The organism is Streptomyces sp. G7(2002) (genome assembly GCF_028870195.1).
Classification (GTDB): Bacteria; Actinomycetota; Actinomycetes; order Streptomycetales; family Streptomycetaceae; genus Streptomyces; species Streptomyces nigrescens.
Genome location: NZ_CP102609.1, coordinates 81,505 through 94,314 on the forward strand (window position 1 = coordinate 81,505; position 12,810 = coordinate 94,314).

Annotated in this window: 9 protein-coding genes and 3 pseudogenes; 4 read left to right on the top strand and 8 right to left on the bottom strand. The window is 68.4% G+C overall.

Annotation, left to right across the window (positions count from 1 at the left end):
• Nucleotides 1–205: 205 nt before the first annotated feature.
• Nucleotides 206–1,299, bottom strand: a pseudogene (locus NUT86_RS00360) (IS110 family transposase).
• 910 nt (nt 1,300–2,209) lie between these two features.
• On the opposite strand from NUT86_RS00360, the gene NUT86_RS00365 reads away from it, so the two are divergent.
• Complete coding sequence (locus tag NUT86_RS00365; RefSeq protein ID WP_274732595.1) at nt 2,210–2,467, top strand: helix-turn-helix domain-containing protein; 258 nt, start codon at nt 2,210–2,212, stop codon at nt 2,465–2,467.
• Between the two features lie 719 nt (nt 2,468–3,186).
• Here NUT86_RS00365 and NUT86_RS00370 read toward each other — a convergent pair.
• Nucleotides 3,187–3,582 (bottom strand): IS110 family transposase, encoded by a 396-nt coding sequence (locus NUT86_RS00370; RefSeq protein WP_229838230.1) that lies wholly within the window; start codon nt 3,580–3,582, stop codon nt 3,187–3,189.
• 294 nt (nt 3,583–3,876) lie between these two features.
• Between NUT86_RS00370 and NUT86_RS00375 the strand changes: the two are divergent.
• Nucleotides 3,877–3,966, top strand: a pseudogene (locus tag NUT86_RS00375) (urease accessory protein UreF); the annotation flags it as partial.
• A gap of 155 nt (nt 3,967–4,121) precedes the next feature.
• Nucleotides 4,122–4,796: an HdeD family acid-resistance protein gene (locus tag NUT86_RS00380; RefSeq protein WP_159492181.1), complete on the top strand. Its 675-nt coding sequence runs from the start codon at nt 4,122–4,124 to the stop codon at nt 4,794–4,796.
• A 456-nt stretch (nt 4,797–5,252) separates the two neighbouring features.
• On the opposite strand, the gene NUT86_RS00385 is transcribed toward NUT86_RS00380, so the two are convergent.
• Nucleotides 5,253–6,698, bottom strand: coding sequence for an oxygenase MpaB family protein (locus NUT86_RS00385; RefSeq protein ID WP_148591672.1), 1,446 nt, complete (start codon nt 6,696–6,698; stop codon nt 5,253–5,255).
• A gap of 375 nt (nt 6,699–7,073) precedes the next feature.
• On the opposite strand from NUT86_RS00385, the gene NUT86_RS00390 reads away from it, so the two are divergent.
• Nucleotides 7,074–8,426 (top strand): cytochrome P450, encoded by a 1,353-nt coding sequence (locus tag NUT86_RS00390; protein WP_159492177.1) that lies wholly within the window; start codon nt 7,074–7,076, stop codon nt 8,424–8,426.
• Between the two features lie 187 nt (nt 8,427–8,613).
• Here NUT86_RS00390 and NUT86_RS00395 read toward each other — a convergent pair whose 3' ends face one another.
• From NUT86_RS00395 to NUT86_RS00415, 5 genes and pseudogenes are all read right to left on the bottom strand, one after another.
• Nucleotides 8,614–9,387 carry a helix-turn-helix transcriptional regulator gene (locus NUT86_RS00395; protein ID WP_274732600.1) on the bottom strand — a complete coding sequence of 258 codons (774 nt, stop codon included), beginning with the start codon at nt 9,385–9,387 and terminating at the stop codon, nt 8,614–8,616.
• Nucleotides 9,388–9,418: 31 nt separating this feature from the next.
• The gene (locus NUT86_RS00400) at nt 9,419–11,122 is read right to left on the bottom strand and encodes an amidohydrolase (RefSeq protein ID WP_274732602.1); all 1,704 of its coding nucleotides are present in this window, start codon (nt 11,120–11,122) and stop codon (nt 9,419–9,421) included.
• A 444-nt stretch (nt 11,123–11,566) separates the two neighbouring features.
• Complete coding sequence (locus tag NUT86_RS00405) at nt 11,567–11,815, bottom strand: FtsX-like permease family protein (protein ID WP_274732604.1); 249 nt, start codon at nt 11,813–11,815, stop codon at nt 11,567–11,569.
• A gap of 135 nt (nt 11,816–11,950) precedes the next feature.
• Nucleotides 11,951–12,097 (bottom strand): annotated as a pseudogene (locus NUT86_RS00410) (sterol desaturase family protein); the annotation flags it as partial.
• 379 nt (nt 12,098–12,476) lie between these two features.
• A complete protein-coding gene (locus NUT86_RS00415; protein WP_159492173.1) occupies nt 12,477–12,656 on the bottom strand; it encodes a CsbD family protein in 180 nt (59 codons plus the stop codon).
• Nucleotides 12,657–12,810: the final 154 nt, after the last annotated feature.

Below are 12,810 nucleotides of genomic sequence, written 5' to 3' on the forward strand. Positions count from 1 at the left end.
GCACGCCCGCAACCCGCTCTTCCAGCTGATGTTCGCCGGTCCTCTCCGCGCAAGCGGAGGTAAACCGTGTCCGAATCTCAGCCCAAGTGACTGCTGTTGGTCCTCTCCGCGCGAGCGGAGGTGAACCGTCGACGCAGTCGGGACAGCGCCGTTCCAGATGGTGCTCTCCGCGCAAGCGGAGGTGGGCCGCAGGCTTGCGGTCGCCTTAAGTCGCTTCGTGGGGCCCGATGCCAGGCCGGACCAGGTTGAACACTTCTCGGGCGGCGTAGCGTTTGAGGCAGCGGATGATCTCGCGACGGGTCTTGCCCTCCGCGGTGCGCCGCTCGTAGTAGTTGCGGGTACGTGCATCGCACCGGAGCCGTGTCTGCACGATCCGATACAGGGCGGCATTGGCTCTTCGTTCGCCGCCGCGGTTGAGCCGGTGGTGACGCTGAGGGCCGGAGGAGTGCTCGACGGGGCTGACCCCGCAAAGCGCCGCGAACGACGCCTCGCTGCACAGGCGTTCTGGGTTGTCCCCCATCGTGATCAGCAAGGTGGCGGCGCTATCCGGGTCAATGCCCACCCGGGTGAGTAGCTGTGGAAAGTGCCGCTCCATCAGTGCAGTCAGGCACCGCTTCAGGTCGCGAATCTGCCCGGTCAGCTGATCGATCCGCTGGGCCAACAGGCACAGGGCGATGCGGGTGGCCTGCTCCACGGCAGCTGTCTCGCCGTCGCCGCTCTCGCGATCTTCGAACTGCGCGCAAGTCCGGACCAAGGCCGGAGTCTTGAGACCGGCCAGCTGCTCACGCAGGTCCGGATCGGCGGTGACCAGGACCGCCTTGAGCTGATTGATCGCCTGCGTGCGGGCCTTGACAGCGGAGTCCTTGGCCAGTTTGAACAGACGGGCGCACTGGACCGGCCCATCGCCGGCCTTGGCCTGGGAGCGAGCGCGGCCACTAAGGACCGCCCGTGCCGCCTCCTGTGCGTCCACCGGGTCCGACTTCCCCCGCCGTCGACGAACCGAGCGGTCAGGCCGGCTCACCTCGAACACCTCGACCCGGCGAGCCCGCAAATAGCGGGAGAGGGCAGCTCCGTAGCTGCCGGACCCTTCCACCCCGGCACTGTGGACCGTACCCAGCCGCTGGCCCACTCCCAGAGTTCGCGATAGCCCACCGACGTGGCGGGAAAGGGCGCGGTATCCATGACCGCCCCTAGGGTGGAGAGCACGGCAGCCACATGAACATCCCGGTGCGTGTCCACACCAAGGACGACCTCGCCCACAACAGGAGGACGTTTTCTAGGACTTGGGACCCTCGCCAGAGGCGCGCACCTCCTGCTCTTCGGGCTTGCCGGCCCTCGCCACCGGGCCGTCAAGGCGGTCAGCAGTGAGACAATGCCCAGTTCACGGCACGACCCTCCCCGGGACACGCCTCAACAGCCCGGCAGCAGTACACCCCGCACTGGTGATCGACGAAGGACAGACCGGACACCAGGTCCGATTTCTCACGAGCCAGAGCCCAGCGCGTGGGTACATCAACCGATATACCCAGGTCCCGCGGCTTGCGACCTCTCGGAGCGCAGTACTGATTCAACGCGTGGTGATCTGAAACGGCGGCGCCTCTCCGCGTACGTGGAGATGTTCCGGCCGCCTTTCCTCGCTCTGGACGCAAAGGCGTCCGCTCTGCGCAAGCGAGGCGAACCGGCACTACAGGACCTCAAGACGCGTGGAAGGCGCGCTCTCCGCACAGACGAAGGTGGGTCGATTCATGGCGTGACCGTCGAGTTGGAGTTGAGGGGCTCTCCACAAAAGGGGCGATAGACGCCGATTGCTTCGAAGCGAAGCAACATAGCGCAGGATCGCCGGTTAGCCAAACCGGCGGTCCCTTGGATCATTAAATTGTCCACCGCCACTACTCGACCACGCAACGAAAGGAATCGCTGAGACTCCCGTCAATGCAACTTGCTCCACGTCCTTCAGCACCCTACGTAGCCGCGCGCCCCTAAGGAATAAGTACGGTCCACGCTCCCACTCGCATCTGCGTCCCCAAGTCGACCGCGCCGCAATCAGCAGAGCATCACATCTTCCCGAGGGAACCCAGGAAAGGGGTCTACCTTGCACTGGGTTGACTGACGTCGACATCAACGCGCGATGAGAGCCGCATCTTTGGGCAACTTCAAACCATATCGACTACGCCTAAGCAGCACTATTCTTGCACCGGAGAATCGCAAAATGCAGGAACAGCCCAACGAGGTTCAGGGCACCCGGTATAGCCCGACGAGCATCCGCGCCACCTGGGACGGAACAGGGAGCGTGGAGGACGCTTCCAGGGCCTTGGGGTTCTCGCGTGCGAAGGGGTACGACCTGGCTCGCCGCGGGGAGTTCCCATGCCGTGTGCTGCGTATCGGCCGTAGCACACGTGTCGTCACCGCATCCCTGCTCCGCGTGCTCGAAAGCGGAGAGCCGGAGTACAACGGTGCCCGAGCCTGACACTCCGCCGTCCTAACCCGCAGTGCGCAGAAGCCCCGCCGGAGCGATCCGGCAGGGCTTCTTGTCTCAGCTGCCCCTATGACGTGGGTTTCTGTGAGTCGGGTCTGACCAGGTGAAGACACCGCCCCACCCCAGAGAAAGGGGATGCTACGGGGTGGAACGTGTGGCGCGAGACGAAGCAGAGTGCCTTGTGCAGCTCAGCGCAGGTGTGGGAAGGCATGTTGGACGCAACAGACACCTCACGATGCGAAGGCGTCAAGCCGCGGCGGGGAAGGCGGTCTGTTCATCGAACAGCTCGCGTTTCATCAGGCAGTGGTAGAGCTGTCCGATCATCCCGTACTGCCTAACGTTCTTGAGTCCCTCAGGTGTCCGCCTCCTCATCGATCGCTAGCCACTGTCGCGTAGCGGCGAACCGCTCGGGCACCGACTGCGTGCGGACGAGCACCGCTTCTTGTTCGCCCTGCGCTTCACGCCCGTCCATCCCATCAAGGTGAATACCGGGGAGAGATGGACGTGATGCTTCTGGAGGGGTGGCCGAACCCGATGTCGGCGCCTCGGGCCTTGTCCAGGCGCTCGGCGATGGAGCGGGTGTCGACGACCGCGCGCAGGGCGCCCCTCATGCTCTCCCGTGGAAGCGAGGGATCGCGCGGTGACGGCAACGGCCAGAGCGGCTGCGGCTGTTGGGGCCCTTCCCGCCCCGGCGCGGGCGGATGGCGAGTTCAGCGGTAGCCGGTCGCCTTGGCAAGTTTGAACATCCGGGCGATCTGCACCGGCCCGTCGCCTGCCTTGGCCCGGGCGCGTGCCCGCCCGCTCAGCACAGCCCGGGCCGCGTTTTGCGCATCGGCCGCGTCCGGCTTCCCGCGCCGGCGGCGCTCCGACCGGTCGGGCCGGTTCACCTCGAACACCTCGACCTGCTGGGCCAGCAGATAACGGCACAGTGCCGCGCCGAAGCTACCGGTCCCCTCCACCCCGCCCCGCCGTACCGTGCCCAACCCCCTGGCCCACGCCAACAGTTCGCGATAGCCAGCTGCGGTGGCGGGGAAACTCCCGGTCCCGATCACCTCCCCCAGCGAGGAGACCACCGCGGCGGCATGAACATCCCGGTGCGTGTCCACACCGAGGATGACCTCCCCACCAGCCGGACGCCGACCGGTGCATGGGGTGCTGGGCGTACGGGCCATGGACATTCGCCTCCCGACGACATGAACGGTTCCAAGTCGCCGACACCAGACCGCGCGGGGACGGTCAGAACTGAGACAACGCCTGGCTCGTCGGCAGGCCCCTATCGGGACACGCTCCGTCGGCCCGGTGCCGGCACGCACCATTCCAGGCCAGCGGGGGCGACACAGCTGAGACAAGACACCTCCGCCAGCCAGATCTCTCATGAGTCAGACCCCGGCCCGGGACAGCTCGACGCACTGCCCGCCGCCTCCGCACCGCTGCTGGACATCACTGCACAGCAGAACGCCGCCTGGCCAACCCGCCTCTCCGCCTCCTGACGCCCAAGAACCCAAGAACGCCCACACACCACGCAGGGCTGGCGTTTGTATGCACCGCGACCAATCTCCGTCTCCGCCGAGCGACGGGAAGCCGATCGGGTGACGATGGACGTGTACTGACGTGATCACGCTGCTCCCAGAAGGAGGCAGACGTCATGACATCCCCTTCCGGTTCTCCAGACCCCGCTCCCCCGCACAGCACCGAGCCACAGGACACGCCCCTGGCCGAAGGCATGGCCTTCCTGGCGAACAAGGGCTGGCAGATCCTGCTCACCATGGGCCTGGCCACCACCGCCCTGGGCGTCATCGCCCTGGTCTGGCCGAGCGCAACGCTGCGGGTCCTCGGCGTGCTCTTCGGCGTCTATCTGCTGGCGACCGGCGTTTTCCAGCTGGCCGGCGCCTTCGGCACGCACGTGCCCCGGCATCTTCGGGTGTTGCATTTCCTCACAGGCGCGCTCGCCATCCTGCTGGGGTTGATCTGCTTCCGGGGCGCCATGGAGTCGATTCTGCTGCTCGCCCTGTGGATCGGCTTCAGCTGGCTGGTGCGCGGCACCATGGAGACGGCCGCGGCAGCCTCCGCCCAGGACATGCCGGCCCGAGGCTGGCACGTGGCCTTCGGGATCATCAGCGCTCTGGCGGGCATCGTGCTGATCGTCTCGCCGTTCGCCTCGATCGCGGCACTCACCCTGGTGGTGGGCGTCATGGCCATCGTCCTGGGGCTGACCGAGGTGGTCCGGGCCATCATGATCCGCATCGAAGTCGACCGTCTCGCTCCGGCCCCCACCGCCAAGCGGCACCCCCTGTTCCACCGTCCGCACCCCCAGCACTGATCACCGCAGCCGGATCGGCCGGCCACCGGTGAACAGCGAAGAGCCGCCCCCTCGGACCGGGCAGACGACTCGGCCGGTGCCGACGCCGCACGGCGCGGACGACCGCGAAGCGAACGCGCTGCGACGGCGGAGCAACGATCGCTCCGGCGTCCGCCGCCCGCTCGGCACCATTCCCAGATCGCCGCCGGTCTGCTGCCTGCGGGCTGGGCATTCCGGGCTGGCCAGGTACCGGACGTTCTCCTCGTGGTCCTCCGCACCTCGTGCCACCGGCGGCCCGCCCTCAGCCTGGACCCGTCGGCGCGATGCGTATCACCTCGACGGCCACCACCGGGTCAGAGACCGCGAGCGCGACGACGCCCCCTTCCGCCGCCACACGCGTCAGGCCCCTGCGGGAATCGCCACTGAACCGCCAAGGCCCATCAGTGGCTGCCCCCGGCACTTCGCCCGCATCGGCCGCTATGGGCGTCCGAGGAGTTGGCTGCCGGCCGTGTTGTCGGTGCGGGCGGTGAAGTAGTCCGTGAAGGCCTGGACGAATTCCTCTTCGGTGATGCGGCCGTCTCCATCGTGGTCGAGCTGGCGGAAGCCGTGGTTGAGTTCGGCGGGGTGGACCCGGGAGCCGCCGAAGATCGTGCGGTACTCATCGGCGCACAGGTGTCCGCTGCCGTCGGTGTCCGCAGCGTGGAAGACCGCCCGCACCGCGACATGCAGCCCCTCCTCGAGATAAGCCGGCCCGGCGTCGATCCCGGTGAGCATGGCGGTGACGAACTCCTCGCAGGTCACCTGTCCGTCGTCGTCAGCATCCATGCCGGCCCGCAAGTGCTGCCACCAGGTCTCGAAGGCGGCATAGACGCGGGCTTCGCGCTCAGGGGTGAGTTCGAGCGGCCAGCACACGTTGTGCGCCATGGCCTGCAGATCGGCCGAGCTGATGCGGCCGTCGCCGGTCTGGTCGAGGACCTGGCGGAAGAAGGTCCGCAGACGCGCCAGGCGGGAATCGGCACCCTTGCGGCGGCGTGGTGCGGGAAGCCGGACAGGGCTTGCCTCCGGCGGGGAAGGACGGTCGGTGGAGGCGGTGGGAGGCTGCGAAGTCGAGGAGTTGCCCGCCAGTGGGGTGCGGTAGCGGCGGTGCTCGGGCAGCGCATTCATCAGCACGCGCATGCCACGGTGCAGGATGAAGGACAGCAGGGCCGCGCGGCGGGTGCGGGGCAAGTTGAAGCGCTCGCGGAAGGCTTCCGGGAGGTCCGCGATGGTCAGCGCACCGATCATGCGGGCGGCCACGGTGCGCGCAAGCGGCCAGGCCGGCTTCAGGTGGCCGAGGCGGCGGGGTGCGGGTGCTTCACGGAGCATGTCGAAGAGCAGGTAGCGCACGGGTTCGCTGTATTCGAGGCGCTCGCGGATCGTGCGGTCCATGTACGCGGGCACGTCCGCGGCCGTGGCCGGGAGCAGGTCGTCACAGAGGCCGAACTCGGTACACACCGCACGGAATTCTCCGTACATCTGATCCAGTTCAGGCGGCGCCAGCGGGCGCCCGGACAGTTCCCGCATCGCCGTCATGCACTCGTACAAGGTGACCAGTACCCACACCCGCACCGCCGGGTCCAACGCTGTGAACGGCCTGCCCTGCTCGTCGGTCCCGGCCAGACGGCGGTGCGCGCGCTCCAGACGGGCAACCTCACGGCGTAGCCCTTCACGGTCGGAGAAGAACAGCCGCTTCCCGCTGTCCATGGTGTGCTCGATACGCCGCCACGGGTGCGCGCGGTAGGTGGAGAAGTTGGCCATGCCAGCGGCGACCGCCGGATCCGCGGTCTGCAGAACCAGCAGCCGCCACGCCACCAACCCGATCCGCCACTCCCCCAGCGTGCGGCGCAGCAGCGAATCAGGACCAGGAAGATCAGCGGTAGCCAAGGGGACGTCTCCTCAAGCAGGTGTACAGGAATGAGCAGGGGACGCCCGAAGAGCGATCATCCGGCTATCCGCCCAACCCAACGGTCCTACCGGAATCCGGGAGCGGCCAGGTTCCCGGATTCACCCATCCGAGACACGCCGCAGGCTGATTCCAGCCCCCGGCGCCCTCGACTGACCGAGATCCAGGTATCGCCCTGAGTGCCCATAACGCTACCTTCCGTGATGTATGCATTACTCGACCTGCGAGGACGTCGCCGGGCGGGTGCTTCCCGGTGTGTCCCGAACGCCTGCACCCGCATCACCGGTCCGTAACGTCCCGAGGAGTACTACTCGGTTGCCGGTCAGGCACGGGCCCGCGGCCAAAGAAAGGCACCTATGGCCACCGCAGCTCGCCTCCCGGCTCCTCCCACCGCTCCCGGACGCCTTCCGCTGATCGGCCATGCACTCGAAATGTGGCGGCGCCCCCTGGAATTCCTCGATTCCCTCACCGCGTACGACCAGATCGTTGCCGTCTACCTGGGCCCCACACCGACCTACGTCCTCGCCGGACCGGAGGTCGTCGACCGCGTGATGGTCGCTGACGCCGGCCACTTCGCGAAAGGCCGCTCCTTCGAGAAGCTCCGCGACTACCTCGGCGAGGGCCTCGCCACCTCCGAAGGGCCCTTCCACCTCCGCCAGCGGCGCCGGATGCAGCCGGCCTTCCATCACCGGCAGATCGATCACTACGCGCGAGCCATGGCGCGGCTGGCCGACGAACGAGTCGCCTCTTGGCAGGCCGGACAGGTCGTCGACGTCACCCAGGAGATGTTTGACCTCTCCCTCGCCATCGTCACCACCACGCTGTTCTCAACCGCACTCGACGAGCACACTGCCGCGGACATCCGCCACGACGTGCCCGTCGTGCTCCGCGGCGTGTACAACCGGGCCATCGATCCGACCGGCCTTGGGCAGAAGCTCCCCACTCCTGGCAACCGCCGCCTCGCGGCCGCACACGACCGGCTGCGCCGGGCCATCGACCACCTCATCCGCACCCGGCGCACCGGCCTCCCCGCCGAGCAGCCGGACCTGCTGTCGATGCTCCTGCAGGCCCAGGACGCCGACAGCGGCAACACCATGACCGACCAACAGGTCTACGACGAACTCATCACACTGCTGGTCGCCGGCACGGAGACAGTGGCAGGCGGGCTGGCTTGGCTCTTCCACGAGCTGGGCCGGCACCCCGCCGTCGACCGGGAACTCCACGAGGAGCTGCGGACGAGGAGCGGAGAGGCGCCTTCGTTCGAACACCTCGGCCATCTCCCGTACACGCGGCGGGTGGTGGACGAGGCGCTGCGCGTGCGCAACCCCGGAGGCGTCACGATGCGACGAGCGACCACGGAGGTCGAACTCGCGGGCTACCGGTTTCCCCCAGGTGCCGAGTTCATGTTCAGCGCCCTCGTCCTGCACCGGAACCCGCACCACTTCCACGACCCCCTGAGGTTCAATCCCGACCGCTGGCTGCCCGGCCAGAAGGCCGCGCCCCGCGGCGCGTTCCTTCCCTTCGGCGCCGGACGGCACAGGTGTATCGGTGAGTCGTTCGCGCGCGCGGAAATGACCACGGTGGTCGTGGCCGTGGCGCGCCGGTGGCGTCTGGAGCCGCTCCCAGGGGCACAGGTACGGGGAGTCATGACCTCTACCAACCACCCCGCCAAGCTCCTGATGAGAGTCGCTCCTCGCGAAGTGAGGTGACACCTCGGCAGGCCGTCACCGGCACACGGGCGACAAAGGGAACGGCGGCACAAGAGCGTTCAGCCCGCAGGCGTGGAGCCACACTGGCCCTGCCTCAGCTCTCCGTTGTCGCCCCGGCAGGTGTGGAAACGGGGTGTCCCGCCCGGGCGCGCCCGCGGTCCCAGCGCATTGCGTTGTTGGGCTCGCGTCAGCGGGAGAGTTCGATTCCCCAGGCGGCGGCTCGGGCGGCGGCGGCCGCGCGGTTGGGGAGGTCGAGCTTGGCGAGGATGTGCTCGATGTGGGTCCCTACGGTGCGCGGCGTGATGTACAGCCGCTCGGCGATCTCCCGGTTGGTGCGTCCGGTGGTCAGTTCAGCCAGCACCTGGAGCTCCCGCGGCGAGAGTCCGCCAGGCCGCCGCGCGTCCGCGGCGAAGTCGGCAGTAGCGATCTCCTCGGGCGGCGGGCCTGAGCGCAGGTCGACGGCCGCGGCGAGGGCCTCGGTGAGCAGCGTGACCACGGCGCGCGCCGGGTCGGGCGTGCGCCGCGGTCGGCGGGTGCTGACGTTCAGCATGCCGACGTACCGGCCGTCGGTGGCGAACAGGCACTGGGCCACGCCGTCCTCGATGCCGAGGGGACACAGCACCTCCTGGAATCCCGGGGATGTCGCCAGGAGCTGCCAGGGGACGTCCCTGAGCCAGAGACCGCCTCGGGCCGGGCTGCGGAGCACGGGAAACACCGGGTCGTGGTGGAGGCGGGTCTCGATGTAGGCCGTGACGTCGTCCGGGTAGCTCCCGGCCAGGGTGGTGTGGCGCCTGCGCAGCGGATCCCACCGGGCCAGGGAGGCGTGGTCGTACTCCATCACCTCCGACAGCGCCGCCAGGACCGTGCCGACGCCGGTCGCGCCGCTCGTGGCGCTCCTGGCGGCCTCACGGACGTGGACGGCCGCGTCCAGGATGTCCGCCGTGCTCCGCTTCGCTGCCATCCCCCAAGGATGATCATGCGCCCGGAATACGTCAATCGCGAAGGGCGTTGTGCACGACCTGCCCGTCCATGACGGTGAGGACGACGGGCAGCTCCGGGATGTCGTGGGGGTCGGCGGTGAGCAGGTCCCCGTCGAGCACACAGAGGTCGGCGACCTTGCCCGGCTCCAGGGAGCCCTTCCAGTCGTCGGCGAAGTCCTGCCAGGCCGCGTCGATCGTGTACGTACGGATCGCCTCGGCCAGGCCGATGCGCTGCTCGGGGCCGCTGACCCGGCCGGCGGCCTTCGACTCGCGCAGCATCATGGTGGCAACGCCCTGGCGCCAGTCCGGGTACGTGACGGGGGCGTCGGACCCGCTCGCGACCCGCACACCGGCGTCGATGGCATCGCGGTAGGGCCATGCGTACGCGGCCCTGCCGACGCCGACGAACTCCTCCTCCATGTCGGCGACGGTCCACTTGATCGTGGGGTTCATATTGACGCCGAAGCCGTGCGCGGCCAGCACCTTCATGCTGTGCGCGGTAAGGAAGTCGCCATGGATGACGTAGTGGCGGGCGTCGGGCCGCGGGTGCTCGGCCATGGCCGCGGCGAAGGCGTCCGCGACGGTGTCGATGGCCCGGTCGCCGGTGACGTGGACGCCCAGCTGGTGCCCGGCGGCGTGGGCATGCCGGATCATGGCGTCGATTTCCGCGATCCGCTCGGCGTCGGTTGCGCCGCCGACGCACAAGGAGCCACAGCCGCCGCCGACGTACGGCTCGTGCATCCAGGCCGTCTTGTTGGGGACGATGCCGTCGGCGAAGATCTTGACTCCGTGGATCGCGAGGCGGCGCGGATTGGCGTCGCCGCACTCGCCGAGGGCGGTGAGGGTGCGGGCGAATTCTTCGGCGGTGCTCGCCATTCCGGTGGGCAGGAGCAGGACGCCGAGGCGGGCGGTCAGTTCGCCGTCGGCCAGCAGCCGGCGGTAGATGTCGAGGGTCTCCGCGCCGAGCGCGCCGCGCATGATGCCGTCGCCGCCGGGGCCGAGTCCGGGTTCGGTGTAGCTGGTCACTCCGAGCCGGGCGAGCGTGGCGAGGGTCGACCTGATCGCGTCGGTCCGCTCCTGCCGGCTGAGCGGCGGCAGCGCGTTCTGGACGAGGGCCTGGGCCCCCTCGTGGAGCAGCCCGGTCGGCTCCCCGGCTTCGTCCGCGACGATGGCCCCGCCGGGCGGCGCGACGGTGTGCCGGTCGATCCCGATGAGCTCCAGTGCCTTGGAGTTGACCCAGGTGGCGTGCCCGGAGAAGGAGTACAGGACGACGGGGTGGTCAGGACTCACGGCGTCGAGGTCGTGCCGCGAGGGCAGCCGCGACGGATCGGAGACGCACTCGTCGAGGTAACCGGTGTCCCAGCCGTGCCCCGTGATCCACTGCCCGTCCGGAACCCGCCCGACGGCCTCGCATACCGCCTCGGCCACGTCCACGAGGGAGCACACGGCGGGATGGCCGAGGTCGAGGGAGAGCGGCGGCGTCGCCATGCCGAAGGCGCATCCGTGCAGATGGGAATCGTTGATACCGGGAAGCAGTGTCGCCCCCCGAAGATCGACGACGCGGGTGCCGGGTCCGACGAGCGGCGCGACGTCGTCCTGCCCGCCGACGGCACTGATGATCCCACCGGTCACCGCCAGGGCCGAGGCGACGGAGAACTCCGCATCGACCGTGACCACCCGCCCGCCGAGAAACACCAGATCCGCATACGTGTCCACAGAAGTTCCTTTCGAAAACCGGGTGCATCACGGCCACCCGCGAACGATCTCCCGGGGACTATGGCCACTCCCCCACCTCCCGCACATCGGTCATTCCACCGATACGCGCTCGCGCAGTGCAGTTGACGGCCGGCCGGCATCTCGGCGCGGCCAGCCCAAGGAGCCGGGCAACTCGCCTCACCGCGCTCGTGCGGAACGCGCGGCTCGACCCGGTCGACGGTGAAGCTGCCCACAAAGGAGGCCTGTCCGAGGGGATCCGGGCCACGACGTCCGCCGGTGACCGCGATGGGCGGTTGATAGCGGCGTGTCATCCGCTCGTGTGCAGGGCGTCGACGACCGCCATGCGGCGCACCCGACGGGCGGGCAGGACCGAGGCCGCGATGCCGGTCAACACGGTGGCCGCAAGGATGCCGAGCACCGTCAGGGCTGTGCCGTCCGACGAGGTCAGGATGGCGACGTGCGAACCGCCAAAATCGAGCGGACCGCCAGCACGCCGTAGACCAGGCCGAGGATGGTGCCGGCGACCGCGCCTGTCAGCGCGAGCAGTACTGATTCCAGGGTGAGCATCTCGCGTAGTTGCCTGCCCGACAGGCCGATGGCACGCAGCATGCCGAACTCGCGGGGTGCCGAAGCGCACCTCGACGACACAGTTCGGGTGTGCCCGAGGTGCTCGTAGAACTCCAGGGTGTTCACGAGGGTTTCAAATCACGATGGCCGATGACTTGCGCTTGAACAGGCACCCCGCGGGGGCCCGGTCCGATCTGTGAACGGTCCGTCCGCTGTCGCTGCGCGATGAGTCCGCCCGGGCCCGCTGCAGGGTCCGAGTGTGGTCAACCCGTACCTGACGAGTTCGGTCTCCGCCGCATAGCTGCCGGACATCCGGTCCCACACGATGAGGATCCCGCCGTAGTTCTTGTCCAGGTAGGGGTTGTTGGCGCCGTGGTGGACACAGTGGTGCGACGGGGTGTTGAACACGGTCAAGGCCGCCAGCGCCCGGACGGCCCGCCGGGCAGGCGCTTGTCGGTGAAGCCGGACGAGGCCAGCTTCCGCTCGACCCGACGCCGGTAACCGATCCAGGAACGTACGAGCTGCGCACATCCGGACCGTGCTGGCGCTCGCCCCGCACGCGGATCCGGGGACCGTCGTCCGGCGGCTGTCGGACGAGTCGGTGGCGCACGCCCGCCGCTCGGCCGGTCTCGAGTCTGACGCAATTACCCGCGAGCTGCGCGCCCAGTTCCCCCTCAGGCGTGCATTCACCAGTCACCCGGCACCGCATGATGTGGGGTGATACCGAAATGCGCGGCAGGTGGGCAGCAACACAGGGTTTCGGAACGTGACCTACCGTTCCATGCAATTAGCCTCTGTTCTTGAAAGTGTCCTTCGCCTTCTCCTTGGCCTCACGGGCGGCACCCTTACTCTGCTGCGCCTGACCTTTGGCGATCATTCCCTCGTTGCCGACGGATCGACCGGCTTCTTTCTTCACTGTGCCTTTGACCTGCTCGGCCTTCGCCTTCGCCTTTTCGCTCGCGCTCACGATTCGCCTCTTTCTCGCCCCCAGCTACTAGAAGCCATAATCGCACACAATGCATTCGAATAGTTCGAGCCAACAGGGAAAATGCCACCCCAGGGGCGATTCTCCGGCCTGAAGCCCGCGGCCGTCCGGGGTCAGTGACGGCCGCCTGCGCTTG